The sequence below is a fragment of the Hydrogenophaga sp. IBVHS2 genome (genome assembly GCF_002127215.1).
Taxonomy (GTDB): Bacteria; Pseudomonadota; Gammaproteobacteria; order Burkholderiales; family Burkholderiaceae_C; genus Hydrogenophaga.
Genome location: NZ_NFUT01000001.1, coordinates 874,464 through 892,715 on the forward strand (window position 1 = coordinate 874,464; position 18,252 = coordinate 892,715).

Annotated in this window: 18 protein-coding genes; 13 read left to right on the top strand and 5 right to left on the bottom strand. The window is 68.7% G+C overall.

Annotated elements, in window-relative coordinates; genetic code table 11:
- Positions 1-6 precede the first annotated feature (6 nt).
- The 10 genes from der to CAP38_RS04320 all read left to right on the top strand — a co-directional run bounded on the left by der (position 7) and on the right by CAP38_RS04320 (position 9,904).
- Complete coding sequence (der, locus tag CAP38_RS04275; protein ID WP_086119597.1) at positions 7-1,353, top strand: ribosome biogenesis GTPase Der; 1,347 nt, start codon at positions 7-9, stop codon at positions 1,351-1,353.
- A gap of 55 nt (positions 1,354-1,408) precedes the next feature.
- On the top strand, positions 1,409-1,678 hold the full coding sequence (hfq, locus tag CAP38_RS04280; RefSeq protein WP_086119598.1) for an RNA chaperone Hfq: 270 nt from the start codon (positions 1,409-1,411) through the stop codon (positions 1,676-1,678).
- A gap of 76 nt (positions 1,679-1,754) precedes the next feature.
- On the top strand, positions 1,755-2,939 hold the full coding sequence (hflX, locus tag CAP38_RS04285; protein ID WP_086119599.1) for a GTPase HflX: 1,185 nt from the start codon (positions 1,755-1,757) through the stop codon (positions 2,937-2,939).
- A 42-nt stretch (positions 2,940-2,981) separates the two neighbouring features.
- Positions 2,982-4,367: an FtsH protease activity modulator HflK gene (gene hflK, locus CAP38_RS04290; RefSeq protein WP_086119600.1), complete on the top strand. Its 1,386-nt coding sequence runs from the start codon at positions 2,982-2,984 to the stop codon at positions 4,365-4,367.
- Between the two features lie 30 nt (positions 4,368-4,397).
- Positions 4,398-5,291, top strand: coding sequence for a protease modulator HflC (gene hflC / locus CAP38_RS04295; protein ID WP_086119601.1), 894 nt, complete (start codon positions 4,398-4,400; stop codon positions 5,289-5,291).
- 85 nt (positions 5,292-5,376) lie between these two features.
- A complete protein-coding gene (locus CAP38_RS04300) occupies positions 5,377-6,537 on the top strand; it encodes an ATP phosphoribosyltransferase regulatory subunit (protein ID WP_086119602.1) in 1,161 nt (386 codons plus the stop codon).
- 14 nt (positions 6,538-6,551) lie between these two features.
- A complete protein-coding gene (locus tag CAP38_RS04305) occupies positions 6,552-7,940 on the top strand; it encodes an adenylosuccinate synthase (protein WP_086119603.1) in 1,389 nt (462 codons plus the stop codon).
- 30 nt (positions 7,941-7,970) lie between these two features.
- On the top strand, positions 7,971-8,495 hold the full coding sequence (locus CAP38_RS04310; RefSeq protein WP_086119604.1) for a phosphoribosyltransferase: 525 nt from the start codon (positions 7,971-7,973) through the stop codon (positions 8,493-8,495).
- Positions 8,496-8,507: 12 nt separating this feature from the next.
- Positions 8,508-9,695, top strand: coding sequence for a PLP-dependent transferase (locus CAP38_RS04315; protein WP_086119605.1), 1,188 nt, complete (start codon positions 8,508-8,510; stop codon positions 9,693-9,695).
- A 29-nt stretch (positions 9,696-9,724) separates the two neighbouring features.
- Positions 9,725-9,904 carry a hypothetical protein gene (locus tag CAP38_RS04320; RefSeq protein WP_086119606.1) on the top strand — a complete coding sequence of 60 codons (180 nt, stop codon included), beginning with the start codon at positions 9,725-9,727 and terminating at the stop codon, positions 9,902-9,904.
- A 5-nt stretch (positions 9,905-9,909) separates the two neighbouring features.
- Here the strand turns inward: CAP38_RS04320 and mnmH are convergent, their stop codons facing one another.
- Positions 9,910-10,971, bottom strand: coding sequence for a tRNA 2-selenouridine(34) synthase MnmH (mnmH, locus tag CAP38_RS04325; protein ID WP_086119607.1), 1,062 nt, complete (start codon positions 10,969-10,971; stop codon positions 9,910-9,912).
- Positions 10,972-10,978: 7 nt separating this feature from the next.
- Positions 10,979-11,650 (bottom strand): arylesterase, encoded by a 672-nt coding sequence (locus CAP38_RS04330; protein ID WP_086119608.1) that lies wholly within the window; start codon positions 11,648-11,650, stop codon positions 10,979-10,981.
- Here CAP38_RS04330 and CAP38_RS04335 point away from each other — a divergent pair.
- From CAP38_RS04335 to CAP38_RS04345, 3 genes are all read left to right on the top strand, one after another.
- The gene (locus CAP38_RS04335) at positions 11,649-12,338 is read left to right on the top strand and encodes an ABC transporter ATP-binding protein (protein WP_086119609.1); all 690 of its coding nucleotides are present in this window, start codon (positions 11,649-11,651) and stop codon (positions 12,336-12,338) included. The two genes, CAP38_RS04330 and CAP38_RS04335, sit on opposite strands and share 2 nt — an antisense overlap.
- Before the next feature lie 23 nt (positions 12,339-12,361).
- Complete coding sequence (gene rlmB / locus CAP38_RS04340) at positions 12,362-13,126, top strand: 23S rRNA (guanosine(2251)-2'-O)-methyltransferase RlmB (protein ID WP_086119610.1); 765 nt, start codon at positions 12,362-12,364, stop codon at positions 13,124-13,126.
- Positions 13,127-13,365: 239 nt separating this feature from the next.
- Positions 13,366-14,262, top strand: coding sequence for a MaoC/PaaZ C-terminal domain-containing protein (locus CAP38_RS04345; protein WP_086119611.1), 897 nt, complete (start codon positions 13,366-13,368; stop codon positions 14,260-14,262).
- Here the strand turns inward: CAP38_RS04345 and CAP38_RS04350 are convergent, their stop codons facing one another.
- Genes CAP38_RS04350 through dapE form a run of 3 tightly spaced genes read right to left on the bottom strand, consistent with a single transcriptional unit; the run spans position 14,263 to position 18,249 of the window.
- On the bottom strand, positions 14,263-16,209 hold the full coding sequence (locus tag CAP38_RS04350; RefSeq protein ID WP_086119612.1) for an ABC-F family ATP-binding cassette domain-containing protein: 1,947 nt from the start codon (positions 16,207-16,209) through the stop codon (positions 14,263-14,265). It lies immediately after the preceding gene.
- Complete coding sequence (gene prmB / locus CAP38_RS04355) at positions 16,206-17,069, bottom strand: 50S ribosomal protein L3 N(5)-glutamine methyltransferase (protein WP_256924258.1); 864 nt, start codon at positions 17,067-17,069, stop codon at positions 16,206-16,208. The genes CAP38_RS04350 and prmB overlap by 4 nt, the downstream gene beginning before the upstream one ends.
- Before the next feature lie 13 nt (positions 17,070-17,082).
- A complete protein-coding gene (gene dapE, locus CAP38_RS04360) occupies positions 17,083-18,249 on the bottom strand; it encodes a succinyl-diaminopimelate desuccinylase (RefSeq protein WP_086119614.1) in 1,167 nt (388 codons plus the stop codon).
- Positions 18,250-18,252 lie beyond the last annotated feature (3 nt).

Sequence of the window (18,252 nt, forward strand, 5' to 3'; positions counted from 1 at the left end):
TTCTCCATGGCCGTCAAACCTGTCATCGCCCTGGTGGGCCGTCCCAACGTCGGCAAGTCCACCCTGTTCAACCGGTTGACGGCGTCGCGCGACGCCATCGTGGCCGACTTCGCCGGCCTCACGCGCGACCGTCACTACGGCAACGGCCGGGTGGGGCGGCGCGAATACATCGTCATCGACACCGGCGGCTTCGAGCCGGATGCCGGCGAGGGCAGCATCTACCGGGAGATGGCCAAGCAGACCCGGCAGGCCGTGGCCGAGTCGGACGTGGTCATCTTCGTGGTCGATGCCCGGGCCGGCCTGAGCGCCCAGGACCACGAGATCGCCCAGTACCTGCGTCGCCTGGGCAAGCCCTGCGTGCTGGTGGCGAACAAGGCCGAGGGCATGACCCAGGGTCTGCAGCTGGTGGAATTCTTCGAGCTCGGCCTGGGCGAGGTGCTGCCGGTATCCGGCGCGCATGGTCAGGGCGTGCGCTCCATGCTGGAGCAGGCGCTGGAAGCCATCCCCGGCCTGCCACCCGAAGACGACGAGGAGCCCGAGGTCGATGCGCAGGTGATCCGCCTGGCGGTGGCCGGGCGGCCCAACGTGGGCAAGTCCACGCTGATCAATGCCTGGCTGGGCGAAGAGCGGCTGGTGGCCTTCGACATGCCCGGCACCACCCGGGACGCCATCACCGTGCCGTTCGAGCGCCAGGGCCAGAAGTACGAACTGGTGGACACGGCCGGCATCCGCAAGAAGGGCAAGGTGTTCGAGGCCATCGAGAAGTTCTCGGTCGTCAAGACGCTGCAGGCGATCGAGAACGCCCACGTGGTCCTGCTGCTGCTCGATGCCACCCAGGGCGTGACCGACCAGGATGCGCACATCGCCGGCTACATCCTGGAGAGCGGCCGCGCCGTGGTGCTGGCCATCAACAAGTGGGACGCGGTGGATGCCTACCAGCGCCAGCAGATCGAACGCCAGGTCGAAACCCGGCTCGCGTTCCTCAAGTTCGCGTCGCTGCACCTGATTTCGGCCGCCAAGCGCCAGGGGCTGGGCCCGGTGTGGAAGTCGATCGCCCAGGCCCATGCATCGGCCATGCGCAAGATGCCCACCCCGCAGCTGACCCGTCTGCTGCAGGAAGCGGTGGCCTTCCAGGCACCTCAGCGCAGCGGCATGTTCCGGCCCAAGATGCGCTACGCCCACCAGGGCGGCATGAACCCGCCGGTGATCGTGATCCATGGCAATTCGCTGGAGCACGTGCCCGAGGTCTACAAGCGGTTCCTCGAAGGCCGGTTCCGCAAGGCGTTCGATCTGGTGGGCACGCCCCTGCGGATCGAGCTCAAGACCTCCGCCAATCCCTACAAGGACGACTGATTAACCCCTGGCTGCCCGGGACAGGGTGGTATGGTATGTTCCGCCATTCAACAACTTGAACACGGAGCATATCGTGAGCAACAACAAAGGCCAGCTCTTGCAAGATCCCTTCCTGAACCAGCTGCGTCGGGAACATGTGCCGGTGTCCATCTACCTGGTCAACGGCATCAAGCTGCAGGGGCAGATCGAGTCGTTCGACCAGTACGTCGTGCTCCTGCGCAACACCGTGACGCAGATGGTCTACAAGCACGCCATCTCCACCATCGTGCCGGGGCGCCCGGTGCAGTTCTCGGTCGGCAACACCGACGAGCCTGCGGCACCCTGACCGGCCTGGCCGCCTCCAGGGCCCATGCCATCCTGCGGCGGGCCGGTAGCGCCCGGCGCGTTACCTCCTTCCTGCATTGAGTTCCACACCCACCCGCCCCGCCAGCGCACCTTCGGTCGTGCTGGTCGGGGTCGACTTCAACACCCCCCATTTCGACAGCGGTCTGGTCGAGCTCGGCCTGCTGGCCCAGACAGCGGGCTACACCGTGGCCGATCGCATCACCTGCAAGCGCCGTGCGCCCGATCCCGCGCTGTTCGTGGGCTCCGGCAAGGCCGACGAGATCGCACTGGTGGCGCAGTCCACCGGTGCCGCCGAGGTGCTGTTCGACCAGGCCCTGAGCCCGGCCCAGCAGCGCAATCTGGAGCGGCACCTGGGTCGACCGGTCAATGACCGCACCCTGCTCATCCTCGAGATCTTTGCGCAGCGGGCCCGCAGCCACGAAGGCAAGCTGCAGGTCGAACTGGCACGGCTGCAGTACCTCTCCACCCGGCTGGTGCGGCGCTGGTCGCACCTGGAGCGCCAGAGCGGCGGCATCGGCATGCGCGGCGGCCCGGGCGAGACCCAGATCGAGCTGGACCGCCGCATGATCGGCGAGGCCATCAAACGCACCCGGGACCGGCTGGACAAGGTCAAGAAGCAGAGGGCCACCCAGCGGCGCCAGCGCGAGCGGCGCGATGCCTTCAACATCTCGCTGGTGGGTTACACCAACGCAGGCAAGAGCTCGTTGTTCAATGCCCTGGTCAAGGCGCGCAGCTATGCCGCCGACCAGCTGTTCGCCACCCTGGACACCACCACCCGCCAGCTCTACCTGGGCGACGCGGGCCGATCGGTGTCGTTGTCGGACACCGTGGGTTTCATCCGCGATCTGCCCCATGGCCTGGTGGATGCCTTCGCTGCCACGCTCAAGGAGGCGGTGGATGCCGACCTGCTGCTGCATGTGGTCGACGCATCCAACCCCGACCACCCGGAGCAGATCGCCTCCGTCCAGTCGGTCCTGCATGACATCGGCGCCGACGGGGTGCCGCAGCTGCTGGTGTTCAACAAGGTCGATGCCTTGCCCCCCGAGCGACGGCCGCTGCAGATGGTGGACACCACCGAGGTCGACGGCCAGACCGTGCCCCGGGTCTACCTGAGCGCCCATTCCGGCGAGGGTCTGCCGGCGTTGCGGGCCCTGCTGGCCGAGCGCGCGGTACAGGCGCTGGGTCCGCATGACCCCACAAGTCCTCACGCGATGCCCGATTCCGGGAACCTCTCCGGCTGATTGGGCACAATGTGGTTTTACGTTGAAAAGAGCAGCCACCCCATGGATGTGAATATGCAAGGCCAGGCCCACCCCGACGCTCCCCGCCGCAGGCCCCGCCGACTGCAGGACTGGCTCCGCCGGTTCGGCATGTTCAACCTCAACGATCCCCGATGGGGCCGTGGCGACGACCAGAACAATGCCTCGGGCAACGAGGGCGGCGACCGCCCCGACCAGCGCCAGCCCCGTGGTCAGGGGCCCAACCAGGGGCCGCCGGACCTGGACGAACTCTGGCGCGACTTCAACCGCAAGCTCGGCGGGCTGCTGGGCGGCAACAAGGGCCGCGGAGGCGGTTTCGGCAATGGCGGCAACGGGGGCCAGGGCGGATCGGGTCAGGGTTTCAACCCCAATCCCAAGGCGGCCGGCATCGGTGTGGGTCTGATCGGGGGCGTGGCCCTGCTGATCTGGCTGGGCACCGGTTTCTTCATCGTGCAGGAAGGCCAGCAGGCCGTCATCACCCAGTTCGGCCGATACCACAGCACCGTGGGCGCCGGCTTCAACTGGCGCCTGCCGTTCCCGGTGCAGCGCCACGAGACGGTCTTCGTGACGCAGATCCGCTCGGTCGACGTGGGCCGCGACAACGTGGTGCCGGCCACCGGTCTGCGCGAGTCCGCCATGCTGACCGCCGACGAGAACATCGTCGAGATCAAGTTCGCGGTGCAGTACCGCCTCAACGACGCACGCGCCTTCCTGTTTGAAAGCCGCGACCCCGACCTGGCGGTCGTGAAGGCGGCCGAGACCGCCGTGCGCGAGGTGGTGGGCAACATGCGCATGGATGCCGCCCTGGCCGAGGAGCGGGACCAGATTGCGCCCCGTGTCCGCACCCTGATGCAGAGCATCCTGGACCGCTACAAGGTCGGCATCGAGGTGGTGGGCATCAACCTGCAGCAGGGCGGTGTGCGGCCGCCGGAGCAGGTGCAGGCGTCGTTCGATGACGTGCTGAAGGCCGGCCAGGAGCGCGAGCGTGCCAAGAACGAGGCCGAAGCCTATGCCAACGACGTGGTGCCCCGCGCCCGTGGTACGGCCTCCCGCCTGATCGAGGAAGCCGAGGGTTACCGCGCCCGCATCGTCGCGCAGGCCGAAGGTGATTCGCAGCGCTTCCGCTCGGTGCTGGCCGAGTACCAGAAGGCCCCTCAGGTCACCCGCGAGCGCATGTACACCGATGCCATGCGCGACATCTATGCCAACGTGACCAAGATTCTGGTCGACTCCCGTCAGGGTTCGAACCTGCTGTACCTGCCGCTGGACAAGCTGATGCAGGCGGCCGCTCAGCAGGGCACCGGCAGCAGCCCCACGGCCATGCCGCCGTCGCCGGTGACCGCACCGGTCGCGCCTTCGCCGCGATCCAACGACAACGCCGCCCGCTCCCGCGAGCGTGACACCCGCTGACCCACGAACCCGCAAGGCAAGAGCAACAACATGAACAAACTGGGTTTCATCGTCACCTCCTTCATCGTGGCGCTGGCCATTGCCAGCTCCATGCTGTTCGTGGTGGACCAGCGTCAGTTCGGCGTGGTCTTCCAGCTGGGTCAGATCAAGCAGGTGGTCACCGAGCCGGGCCTGAATTTCAAGCTGCCCCCTCCGTTCCAGAACGTGTCCTACATCGACAAGCGCCTGCTCACGCTGGAAAGCGCCGACACCGATCCCATGCTGACCGCCGAGAAGCAGCGGGTGGTGATCGACTGGTACGTGCGCTGGCGCATCAGCGATCCGCAGGCCTACATCCGCAACGTGGGCGTGAACGAGCGCGCCGGCGCCCAGCAGCTCAACCGCGTGGTGCGCAACTCGTTCCAGCAGGAAATCAACCGCCGCACCCTGCGCGAGCTGCTGTCCAGCCGCCGCGACGAGCTGATGGAGTCGGTCAAGCGGGAGGTCCTGGCTGCCGTCAACAGCGCCAATCAGCCCTGGGGCATGGACGTGGTGGACGTGCGGATCACCCGCGTCGATTACGCCGAGAGCATCACCGCATCCGTGTACCAGCGGATGGAGGCCGAACGCAAGCGCGTGGCCAACGAGCTGCGCTCCACCGGTTTCGCCGAGGGCGAGAAGATCCGCGCCGACGCCGACCGCCAGCGCGAGGTGATCGTGTCCGAGGCCTACCGCGATGCCCAGCGCATCAAGGGTGAGGGTGACGCCAAGGCGGCGGCGGCCTTCTCGGCTGCGTTCGGTCAGGACCCGGCCTTTGCCCAGTTCTACCGCAGCCTGGAGGCCTACCGGGCGAGCTTCAACGGCAAGGGTGACCTGATGGTGGTCGATCCGTCGTCCGACTTCTTCAAGGGCATGCGCAGCAGCAACGTCGCGCCCGCCCGCTGATCTTCCTCCCCACCAGCCCGCTGGTCCGGCGGGCTGGCCCGGCCGGGCCGGTAGAATCGCGTTTTTAACAGCGCCCGATACTTCCATGTCCGCCTGGGTCCTACCGGATCACATCGCCGATGTCCTGCCTTCCGAGGCGCGCCACATCGAAGAACTCCGCCGCAGCCTGCTCGACACCGCCCGTGGCTACGGATACGAGCTGGTGATGCCCCCGCTGATCGAGCACCTGGAATCGCTGCTCACCGGCACCGGCGAAGCGCTGGACCTGCACACGTTCAAGCTGGTCGACCAGCTCTCCGGCCGCACCCTGGGCCTGCGTGCGGACAGCACGCCGCAGGTGGCCCGCATCGACGCGCACCTGCTCAACCGCCAGGGCGTTGCGCGGCTGAGCTACTGCGGGCCGGTGGTGCACACCCGCATCGACCGTCCGCTGGCCAGCCGGGAGCCCCTGCAGTTCGGTGCCGAAATCTATGGCCATGGTGGGCTGGAAGCCGATCTGGAAGTCATCGAGCTGGCCCATGCCTGTCTGCGGGCCGCCGGCGTCGGCCCTCTGTTGCTCGATCTGGCCGATGTGCGGGTGATCGATGCGGTGCTCGCACCGGTGTCGCTGGCGCCAGCGCGGATCGCCGACATCCATGCCGCACTGACCGCCAAGGACGTGCCGGCCCTGCAGCAGCTGGCCGCTGGACTGCCTGCGTCGGTGGGCCGCGACCTGGTGCTGCTGCCCGGCCTGTTCGGCGACGCCTCCACCCTCGATCGGGCCCGGGCCCAGCTCACCCCGTCGCCGGCCCTGCATGCCGCCCTCGACAGCCTGGACTGGCTGTGCCGCCATGTGAGCGGCATGGATGTGTCGGTCGATCTGGCCGATCTGCGCGGCTATGCCTACTACACCGGCATGCGTTTCGCCCTGTTCGCACGCAGCGGTGCCACCACCGATCTGGTGCGGGGCGGCCGCTACGACGAGGTGGGCGCCGTGTTCGGCCGCAAGCGGCCGGCCGTGGGTTTCAGCCTGGACCTCAAGGAACTGGTGGCTGCCGTGCAGCCCCGCCCGCTGGTGGCCGCGATCCGCGCACCCTGGGGCATGGACGCCGGACTGCGCGAGGCCATTTCCAGCCTGCGCGCCGAAGGGCACACGGTGGTCTGCGCCCTGCCGGGGCACGACCACCAGGTCGATGAATTCCATTGCGATCGGGAGCTGGTGTCGGATGCGGCCCGCCCTGGCGCCTGGACCGTACGCCAACTCTGAACGGAAATCTGGACATGACGAACAAAGGCAGCGCCGCCACGCCCGGTCGCAACGTGGTGGTGGTCGGCACCCAGTGGGGTGACGAAGGCAAGGGCAAGCTGGTGGACTGGCTGACCGAGACCGCGCAGGGCGTGGTCCGGTTCCAGGGCGGCCACAACGCCGGCCACACGCTGGTCATCAACGGCGTCAAGACGGCGCTGCACCTGATCCCCAGCGGCATCATGCGCGCCGGCGTGAAGTGCTACATCGGCAACGGTGTGGTGCTGTCGGTGACCAAGCTGTTCGAGGAGATCGCAGGCCTGGAGAAGGCCGGTGTCGAGGTGCGTTCCCGGCTGCGCGTGAGCGAGGGCTGTCCGCTGATCCTGCCGTTCCATGCCGCCATCGACATCGCCCGCGAGGCCGCCAAGGTCAAGGCCGGCACCGAGAAGATCGGCACCACCGGCCGCGGCATCGGCCCGGCCTACGAGGACAAGATCGCCCGGCGCGCCCTGCGGGTGCAGGACCTGAAGTACCCGGAGCGTTTTGCCACCAAGCTGCGCGAGCTGCTGGACCTGCACAACCATGTGCTGACCAGCTACCTGCATTCGGCCGAGTTCCCCTGGGACGACAAGATCGCGCCCTACATGCGGGACGGCGCGATCCAGTTCGAACCGGTGTTTGCCGAAGCCATGCAGCAGGCCGAAGCGCTCAAGCCCATGATCGCCGACGTCTCGCGCGAGCTCAACGAGGCCCACAAGGCCGGCGTGAACCTGCTGTTCGAGGGCGCGCAGGGCACGCTGCTCGACATCGACCACGGCACCTACCCGTTCGTGACGTCGAGCAACTGCGTGGCCGGCAACGCAGCCGCCGGTGCCGGCGTGGGCCCGCAGCTGCTGCACTACGTGCTGGGCATCACCAAGGCCTACTGCACCCGGGTGGGCGGCGGGCCGTTCCCCACCGAGCTGGAATGGGAGAAGGAAGGTACGCCGGGCTGGCACATGTCCACCGTGGGCGCCGAAAAGGGCGTGACGACCGGGCGTTCGCGCCGCTGCGGCTGGTTCGACGCCGCCCTGCTCAAGCGCTCGGCCCAGGTGAACGGCCTGTCCGGTCTGTGCATCACCAAGCTCGATGTGCTCGACGGCCTGCCCGAGCTGAAGCTCTGCACCGGCTACAGGCTCGACGGCGAGGTGATCGACATCCTGCCCATGGGCGCCGACGACATCGCCCGCTGCGAACCCATCTACGAAACCCTGCCGGGCTGGACCGAGTCGTCGGTGGGCGTGACCCGTTACGACGACCTGCCGGCCAACGCCCGTCGCTACCTGGAACGCATCCAGGCGACCACCGGGGTGCCGATCCACGTGGTGTCGACCAGTCCGGACCGGGACCACACCATCCTGCTGCACCATCCGTACCACGGCTGAGCCGCGCCGATCCGCCCCACAGGAGCCCGCATGCTGACCGAAGACGGCAAACACCTCTACGTCTCCTACGACGAATACCACAACCTGATCGAGAAGCTCGCGATCAAGGTGCACCAGTCGGGCTGGGAATTCGACACCATCCTGTGCCTGGCCCGTGGCGGCATGCGTCCGGGTGACATCCTCTCGCGCATCTTCGAGAAGCCGCTGGCCATCATGTCCACCAGCTCGTACCGGGCAGCGGCCGGCACCCAGCAGGGCAACCTGGACATCGCGCGCTACATCACCACGCCCAAGGGCGAGATTGCCGGGCGCGTGCTGCTGGTGGACGATCTGGCCGATTCCGGCCACACGCTCAATGCGGTGATCGGCCTGCTCAAGAACAACTACCCGCCCATCACCGAGCTGCGCAGTGCGGTGATCTGGACCAAGCAGGTTTCCACCTTCACGCCCGACTATTCGGTCGAATACCTGCCGACCAACCCCTGGATCCACCAGCCTTTCGAGAGCTACGACACCATCCGGCCGGCCCAGTTGCTGGCCAAGTGGAAAGTCTGAAGCCGCTCCCGCATGAGCGACCAGCTGCCCACCCGCCTGATCCACCATCCTTACGTGCCGCCCGAGGGCTTCGAGGCGGTGCAGCCCGGCGTGCACAAGGCCTCATCGGTGTTCTTCGCCGACGTGCACGCGCTGCGCACCAACGACTGGAAAGACAAGTCCGCCTACACCTACGGGCTGCACGGCACCCCGACCAGCTTCACGCTGGAGGAGCGTCTGGCGACCCTGGAAGGTGGACAGCACTGTGTGCTGGCGCCCAGCGGCCTGTCGGCCCTGACGCTGGTGGACATGGCCTTCCTGCGCCAGGGCGACGAACTGCTCATCCCCGACAACGCCTACGGGCCCGGCAAGGCCTTTGCGGCCGGTGAGCTGGCCGCCTGGGGCATCGCCCACCGGTTCTACGACCCGATGGACCCGGCCGATCTGGCCCGCCACATCACGTCGGCCACCCGGCTGGTGTGGTTCGAGGCGCCGGGCTCGGTGTCTCTGGAGTTCCCGGACCTTCCTGCCCTGGCGGCGGTGGTGGCCCAGGCCAATGAGGGCCGCGAACGACCGATCGTGCGCGCGCTGGACAACACCTGGGGCGCCGGCATTGCCTTCAACGCCTTCGACCTGGGCATGGACGTGTCCATGCAGGCCCTCACCAAGTACCCCAGCGGCGGCGCCGACGTGCTGATGGGCTCGGTCATCACCCGCGACGAAAACCTGCATCGGCAGGTGCTGCTGACCCACATGCGGCTGGGCCTGGGCGTGGGCGCCAACGACATCGAGCTGGTGCTGCGCGGCCTGCCCAGCATCGAACTGCGCTACCGTGCCCAGGACGCCGCCACCCGCCAGCTGGCGCAGTGGATGCAGTCACAGCCGGGCGTCAGCCGGGTGCTGCACCCGGCGCTGCCGGCGTCGCCGGGTCATGAGGTCTGGCGACGGGACGCCCGGGGCGCTGCCTGCCTGTTCAGCGCCGTGATCGACCCCGCGATTGCCCAGGACCGCATCGACGCCTTCTGCAACGGCCTGCGCCTGTTCCGGCTGGGCTGGAGCTGGGCCGGTCCCGTCAGCCTGTGCGCACCGTACCGGATGGACGCCCTGCGTTCCCACGGTTGGCCGCACGGCGGGGGTCTGGTACGCTTTGCCGTCGGCCTCGAAGCGGTGGATGACCTGCAGGCCGATCTGGCCCAGGCATTGCCCCTGCTGCTGACCTGATTCCTTCCCACCTAGCCTGAAAGACCGCATTGGCCACACCGAACTACGGATACGAGAAGCGCCAGCGCGAGCTGGCCAAGAAGCAGAAGAAGGAAGAAAAGCTCAAGGCCAAGGCCGCCCGCAAGCACGAGCCCGGCCATGAGGGTGAGCCCGACGAGCCTGAACAGGCCGCGTCGGACGCACCCTCCGGTGAGCCTCCCCGGAACTGACGACTTCAGTCCGTCCCGGCCAGCAGCTGCCCGGCCGCTGCCGTCATGCTGGCGTCCGAGCGGTCGGTCAGCGCCTGCACCCGGGCCTGGGCGAACTGCACGAAGTTGCGCCGGATCGAGGCGGCGTACATCGGGTCGTAGTGGTGCAGCAGCAGCTCCAGCACCACCTCGGGGGTCCGGCCCGCCTGCACCCGGTCGATCCAGCCCAGGACGGTTTCCCGGCCGCGCAGTTCGGTGAGCGCCTGCAGCCGCTGGCAGAAGTGCTCCGGATCCCGGACAAAGAAGTCGTAGTCTTCCAGCAGCAAGGCCACCCGTTCGACGTCCGACAACTGCAGGTCGATGCAGGGGCTGGCCCGCATGGCGTCCATCAGGGCATCGGGCACCCGCAGGTTGCCCACCTTCTTGCTTTCACTCTCCACGAACACCGGTCGGTCCGGATCGAAGCCCTTGAGGGTTGACCAGACCAGCGAATCGAACCGCTTCTGGCTGGGTTGTGGCTGACCCGGCAGGTGGCCCAGCACCGAGCTGCGGTGGCAGGCCAGACCTTCCAGGTCGAGCACCTGGGCCCCCTCGGCGGCCAGCGCATGCAGCAGCCGGGTCTTGCCGCTGCCGGTGGGCCCGCAGATGACGCGGTACCGCAGCGTGGGGGCGATGCGCTCGAGGTCATCGACCAGGGCCGCCCGCCAGGCCTTGTAACCCCCTTCGATCAAGGTGACCTGGAAACCGATGGCGCCCAGGATGGTGGCCAGCGCACCGCTGCGGTTGCCGCCGCGCCAGCAGTACACCAGTGGACGCCAGCCCCTGGGTTTGTCGATCACCTCGCGCTCGATGTGGGCCGCGATGTTGCGCGCCGACAGGGCAGCGCCCCGCTTTTTGGCCTCGAACGGATTGACCTGCTTGTACAGCGTGCCGATCTCGATGCGTTGTACGTTGTCCAGCGTGGGCCAGTTGACGGCGCCGGGGACGTGGTCGAGGGCGTGCTCGTCCTCGGTACGGGCGTCGATGATGGTGTCGAAGTCGGCCAGGCGGGGCAGGGCTTCGGTGGCGGGCAGGGTCTGGACGGGCATCCGTCGATTATCGGCGGGGTATGAGCGGCCTCAGGGCCGGCCAGACATTGGTCAGCATCACCGGCTGCGCTGCCTCGTTGGGATGGATGCGGTCGGCCTGGAACAGCCGTGTGGCATCGGGCAGGTCGGCCACGCCGGCCAGGAAGAAGGGCACCAGGGCGGCCTTCTCCGAGTCGGCCACGGCCTTGTAGAGCTGCCGGAATTCGGCGGCATACCGGGCGCCGTAGTTGGGCGGCATCTCCATGCCCAGCAGCAGTACCCGGGCACCGGCTTCGCGTGCGGCGCGGGCCATGGCCGAGAGGTTGTCACGCGTCATGTCCAGGGGCAGTCCCCGAAGGGCGTCGTTGCCGCCCAGTTCGATCACCACCACCGCCGGGCTGTGCTGCCGCAGCAGGGCGGGCAGCCGGGACCGGCCGCCCGATGTGGTGTCGCCGCTGATGCTGGCATTGACCACCCGGGCCTGAACTTTTTCGGCCTGCAGACGCTCCTGCAGCAGAGCGACCCAGCCCTTGCCGCGCTGCAGTCCGTACTCGGCGCTCAGCGAGTCGCCCACCACCAGCACCACCGGTGCCGGGCTGGCTGCGGTCTGCGCATGGGACCCGCCGGGGAGACCGCTGGCGCACAGGGCCAGAAGCAGGGCGCTACAGTGGCGGCGATTCAAACGGGAAAGATCTTTCATGTCCGAAGTGATGATTGCGGTCCAGCACGTGTTCAAGACGGTCACCGATTCGACCGGCACGCTGACCATTCTGCGGGATATCGATTTCACCCTGTCCCGGGGCGAGACGGCGGCCATCGTCGGCGCGTCCGGTTCGGGCAAGAGCACTTTGCTCTCCATCATTGCCGGATTGGATACCCCGAGCAGCGGAACGGTTCACATGGCCGGCACCGACCTGTTCGCCCTGAGCGAAGACCAGCGTGCCGCGTTCCGTGCGGCGCATCTGGGTTTCGTGTTCCAGAGCTTTCAGCTGCTGGCCAACCTGACCGCCCTGGAGAACGTCATGCTGCCCCTGGAGCTGGCGGGTCGGCGCGATGCCCGCGCGGCCGCTGGCCGCATGCTGGAGCGGGTCGGCCTGGGGCAGCGGCTGGCCAGCTACCCCAAGGTGCTGTCGGGCGGAGAGCAGCAGCGGGTCGCGCTGGCACGGGCCTTCGTCATGAACCCTGCGGTGCTGCTGGCCGACGAGCCCACCGGCAGCCTCGACTTCGCGACCGGCCAGACCATCATGGAGCTCATGTTCGACCTCAACCGGGAACAGGGCACCACGCTGGTCATGGTCACGCACGACCGCAGCATCGCCGAGCGCTGCGAGCGTCGCATCACGATCGCGGCGGGCGAGGTGGCGGGGATCGTTTCGGCAGCAGCCTGAGTCCGGGGCGGGATAATCCCGCCATGACCTCTCCCAAAACTTCCCCGACCGCTCCCAAGGTCCTGTTCGGCTTTCACGCGGTGGGCGTTCGCCTCAAAACCGCTCCGGCTTCGGTCATCGAGGTCTATTACGAGTCCACCCGGCGCGACGCCCGCATGCGGCAGTTCCTGGACCGCGCCCGCGAGGCCGGCGTGCGGCTGATCGAGGCCGACGCCCTGCGCATTGCCAAGCTGGCCGGCAGCCACGGGCACCAGGGCGTGGCGGCCCGGGTGCAGGCCATCGAGCAGGCCCGCTCGCTGGACGACCTGCTGGAGCAGCTGGAACCCACCGGTGTGCCGCCCCTGCTGCTGGTGCTCGACGGCATCACCGATCCGCACAACCTGGGGGCCTGCCTGCGGGTCGCCGACGGCGCCGGTGCCCACGCGGTCATTGCGCCCAAGGACCATGCCGCCGGCATCAATGCCACCGTGGCCAAGGTGGCCAGCGGCGCGGCCGAGACCATGCCGTACTTCATGGTCACCAACCTGGCCCGCACGCTGGGCGAGCTCAAGGAGCGCAACATCTGGATCATCGGCACCAGCGACGATGCGCCCCGCACGCTCTACCAGGCCGACCTCAAGGCCCCGGTGGCGCTGGTGCTGGGTGCCGAGGGGCAGGGGATGCGCCAGCTCACCCGCAAGACCTGCGACGAGCTGGTCAGCATTCCCATGCGCGGTGCGGTGGAGAGCCTGAACGTCTCGGTGGCCAGCGGGGTCTGCCTGTACGAGGCGCTGCGCCAGCGCGGCTGATCCTTCCCGGCGGCGCGGCATGGGACTTTGGTCCAATGGCGCAGACCGGCTGCCTTGCGCACACTGCACGGTCCAAGGTCACGGGCGCCTCCCGTGGCAGGGTCGGCAGGGAGGGATGCATGAGGGAGAAGGAGTTCCACACCGGTCCCGGGCGGTGGGGCGCTGCCGGTCCGCCATTCGACGGCGAGGGTCTGCCCGGTGAGATCACGGCCGGCAGGGTGCCCCACATCCCCGGACGGATGACCGTCCAGGTCGACGTGCCGCCGGTGGGATCGTGGTCGTACGCCGCCTGTTACTGGGGCCTGGCGTTGAGCAACCTCCTGACGCGTCATCGCCTGCAGGCCAGGGTGCCGCCGGTGTTCGAGGCACGGTTCGACCCCGGCGCCGACGACGGCCCTCGCTGGTGCGAGGCCCTGGGGCTCGATGACGAAGCCGTCGCGGCGCCGTTCGTGTACGCACAGTCGGTCGGCACCGTGCTGTACATGCGGGCATTCGCTGCGCTGGGCCTGAATCTGCGCCACCTTGTTCACCTCGATCACGCCTCCTGGATGGGTGCGACCGCTCGGGGACGACAGACCGTGGCCAGCGAGCTGGTCGATCTGGTGGCGCTGGGGCCGGACAAGCTGGTGCTGTCGATGGCCTCGGACGTGCGCGACGCAGCCGGCCGGTCGACCCTGAAGGTGCGCGACCGGTTCCTGGTGCGCGGGTACGGCGCGGCGCAAGTGGCCCACCTGCCGCTGGACCCCGATCTGGCGCGCGCCATACGCCTGAGGGCGCGGCGCCAGCCGGCCCTCGACACCGCCCGAGCCCAGGTCCTGCCGGTGGCGATCGCCCGCGATGCCGGCCGGCGCTACGCCCGCGTATCGGGCGATGCCGGCCCGGTGCACACCTCGTTTCTCGGAGCGCGCCTTTTCGGGTACCCGATGCCGATCCTGCAGGGCATGGCCACGCGCAACCTGGTGCTGGGGCGCCTGGCCTCGATCGGGGTGAACACCCGCCAGATCGAGCTCCAGCTGTGCCGGCCGGTGCTCTGCGGCCAGACGGCCAGGCTGGTGCGCGACGGCCCCCAGGTCGAACTGCTGGACCGCCACGGCGCGCTGCTGGCGGCCGGCCTGATCGGGACGGCGCCGGTCTGATCAGCCCTGGGCCGCCGCCTCGATCTGCTCGCTAAGCTCCAGCCAGCGCAGCTCCAGCCCGTCGAGCTCTTCCTGCACCGCCTTGAGCCGTCGGCCGGCTTCGGCGATGTCGCCGGGGCTCAAGGGTTGGGTCAGGCGTTCTTCGAGGGCGGTTTTCTCGGCGGTGAGCCGGGCCATGCGCTGATCGACCTGATCGAGTTCCTTGCGCAGCGGCTTGGTCCGGTCGGGCTGGCGCGAGGGCTTGACCGCGGCGGCCTGCTGCACCCGCTGCGCTTCGCGGGTGGCTTCCCGGCTGGCCTCGCGCTGGGCTTCGCGCGACTGTTTGGCCACATCCAGCAGGTAACGCTGGTAGTCATCGAGGTCGCCATCGAAGGGCGCGATGCCGCCGCGCGAGACCAGCCAGAACTCGTCGCACACCGCGCGCAGCAGGGCCCGGTCGTGGCTGACCAGCATCACCGTGCCTTCGAACTCGTTGAGCGCCATCGACAGCGCCTCGCGGGTGGCCAGGTCGAGGTGGTTGGTGGGTTCGTCCAGCAGCAGCAGGTTGGGACGCTGCCAGACGATCATGCACAGCACCAGCCGGGCCTTTTCGCCACCGCTCATGGTGCCCACCGCCTGCTTGACCTGGTCGCCGGTGAAGTTGAATCCGCCCAGGAAGCTGCGCAGGTCCTGCTCGCGGGTGGGCTGGCCCACCAGGGTGCCTGCGGCCATGCTGTCCTTGACCAGGCGGATCATGTGTTCCAGCGGGGTGTCGGCCGGACGCAGCACGTCGAGTTCCTGCTGCGCGAAGTAACCGATGTTCAGCCCCTTGCCTTCGGTGATCTGCCCGGCCAGCGGCGCCAGCGTGCGGGCAATGGTCTTGACCACGGTCGACTTGCCCTGGCCGTTGGCGCCCAGGATGCCGATGCGCTGCCCAGCCAGCACCGAGCGGCTGACATCCCGCACGATGGTGACGGGATCTCCGCCATCGGTGGCCGCGGGGTAGCCGAAGTCCACGTCGGCCAGCGCCAGCATGGGGTTGGGCAGGTTCTGCGGTTCGGCGAATTCGAAGTTGAAGTCGGCTTCGGCCAGCACCGGGCCGATCTTCTCCATGCGCTCCAGGGCCTTGACCCGGCTCTGCGCCTGCTTGGCCTTGCTGGCCTTGGCCTTGAAGCGGTCGATGAACTTCTGCAGGTGGGCCATCTTCTCCTGCTGTCGGGCGTAGGCCGCCTGCTGCAGGGCCATCTGCTCGGCCCGCATGTCCTCGAAGCGGCTGTAGTTGCCGCCGTAGCGGTTGAGCTTCGCGTGCTCGATGTGGACCGTGACGTTGGTGACCGCGTCCAGGAACTCGCGGTCGTGGCTGATCACCAGCATGGTGCCGGTGTAGCGCTGCAGCCAGGCCTCCAGCCAGACCAGGGCATCCAGATCCAGGTGGTTGGTCGGTTCGTCGAGCAGCAGCAGGTCGCTCGGGCACATGAGCGCGCGGGCCAGTTGCAGCCGCATGCGCCAGCCGCCCGAGAAGCTGTTGACCGGGCGCTCCAGCTCGTCGGTGCGGAAGCCCAGGCCCAGGATCAGGGCCTGCGCGCGGGCGGCGGCGTCGTGCTCGCCGGCGTCGTGCAGGGCCATGTAGGCGTGGGCCATGCGCTCGCCGTCGCCGCTGTCCTCGGCCGCCTGCACCTCGCGCCGGGCTTCGAGCAGCGGCGTGTCGCCTTCGATGACGAAGGTGGTGGCGCTCTGGTCGGTCTCGGGCATGTCCTGGGCCACCTGGGCCATGCGCCATTGGGCCGGCACGTTGAACTCGCCCTTGTCTTCGTGCAGCTGGCCATCGAGCAGGCGGAACAGGCTCGATTTGCCGGCCCCGTTGCGTCCGACCAGGCCGACCTTCTCGCCGGGGTTGATGGTGACGCTGGCCCCGTCGAGCAACACCTTGGCACCGCGTCGCAGCACCACATCGCGCAAGGTGATCATGCGGTCAGTGCCTCGCGGGTGATCAGCAGCACCTGGTCATCGCCGGCACTCACCGGCAGCCAGACCACTTCCAGGCCGGGGAAGGCGCACTCGAAATGCGCGCGCTCGTTGCCGATCTCCAGCACCAGCACGCCGTCGGGCGACAGGCAGGCCGGAGCGTCGGACAGCAACCGGCGGATGAAGTCCATGCCGTCCGCGCCGCCGGCCAGCGCCAGTTCGGGCTCGGCCCGGTATTCGGCCGGCAGGACGGCCATGCTCCGGGCGTTCACATAGGGCGGGTTGCACAGGATCAGGTCCCACGGGCCGGGGCAGGCGGCCAGGCCGTCGGATTCCAGCAGGGTGATGCGGTCCTGCAGTCCGTGGCGATCCACGTTCAGGCGGGCCACGGCCAGCGCATCGGCCGACAGGTCGGCCCCGCACACTTCGATGTCGGGCCAGGCCATGGCGGCCAGCACCGCCAGGCTGCCGTTGCCGGTGCACAGATCCAGCACCCGGTGGGTGCGGTCGCTCAACCAGGGGTCGATGCTGCCGTCGGCGATCAGCTCGGCAATGAAGCTGCGCGGCACGATGCTGCGCCGGTCGATGTGGAACGGCACGCCCTGCAGCCAGGCCTCGCCGGTGAGGTAGGCGGCCGGTTCGCGGGTGTCGATGCGGCGGTGGATGAGGGCCAGGGCACGTTCCACGGCGGCAGGGTCAAGCGTGCCGGCATGCACGTCGGGGTCGGTGTCGAGCGGCAGACCCAGCGACCACAGCACCAGCCAGGCCGCTTCATCGCGGGCATTGGTGGTGCCGTGTCCGTAGGACAAAGCGGCGGCATCGAGGCGCGCGGTGGCCTCGGTCAGCAATTGGTTCAGGTTCACGGGCGGTGCGGCGTCAGGTGCCGGGGGCGGCATGGAGCCGCTCCAGGGTGCGCCGGTAGATGTTCTTGAGGGGTTCGATGTCGGCCACGGCCACGTGCTCGTCCACCTTGTGGATGGTGGCGTTGGGCGGGCCCAGCTCGATCACCTGCGGACAGACGCGGGCGATGAAGCGCCCGTCGCTGGTGCCGCCGGTGGTGGAGAGCTCGGTGGCGAGGCCGGTCTCGTCGGCGATGGCGGCCCGCACCGCATCCACCAGCGTGCCGGGCGGGGTCAGGAAGGGCAGGCCGCCGATGGTCCAGGCGAGGTCGAAGTCCTGTCCCGGGTGCAGGCCGTGGCGTGCCAGCGTGTCCAGCACCCGCTGCTGCAGGCCTTCGGCCGTGGACTCGGTCGAGAACCGGAAGTTGAAGTCGATGACCACCGTGCCGGGGATCACGTTGCTCGCCCCGGTGCCGCCGTGGATGTTGCTGATCTGCCAGCTGGTGGGCGGGAAGAAGGCGTTACCCTCGTCCCACCGGGTGGCGGCCAGCTCGGCCAGCACCGGAGCGGCCATGTGGATCGGGTTGCGGGCCAGGTGCGGGTAGGCAATGTGGCCCTGGATGCCCTTGACGGTGAGCTTGCCGCTCATGGTGCCGCGCCGGCCGTTCTTGATCATGTCGCCGGTGCGTTCGACCGACGTGGGCTCGCCCACGATGCACCAGTCCAGCCGTTCGCCGCGCGCCCGGAGCCGCCGGCAGACCTCGACCGTGCCGTCCACCGCAGGGCCTTCCTCGTCGCTGGTGAGCAGGAAGGCGATGTCGATGGCGGGCTGCGGCTGTGCGGCCAGGAATTCTTCGCAGGCCACCACCATGGCCGCCAGCGAGGCTTTCATGTCGCTCGCGCCACGGCCGTACAGGCGACCGTCGCGGTGGGTGGGTGTGAACGGGTCGCTGGCCCAGGCATTCACCGGGCCGGTGGGCACCACATCGGTATGGCCCGCGAACACCAGGGTGGGCTGCGCCCCGCTGCCCCGGCGCGCCCAGAGGTTGCTCACCCGGAAGTCGTCCGGGCCGCTGTCGATGCGTTCGAGCCGGAAGCCCAGCGCCCCCAGCCGTTCACCGATGAGGTCGAGGCAGCCTTCGTCGCGGGGGGTGACCGAAGGGCGGGCGATGAGGGCTTCGGTGAGCAGCAGGGTGTCGGACATGGA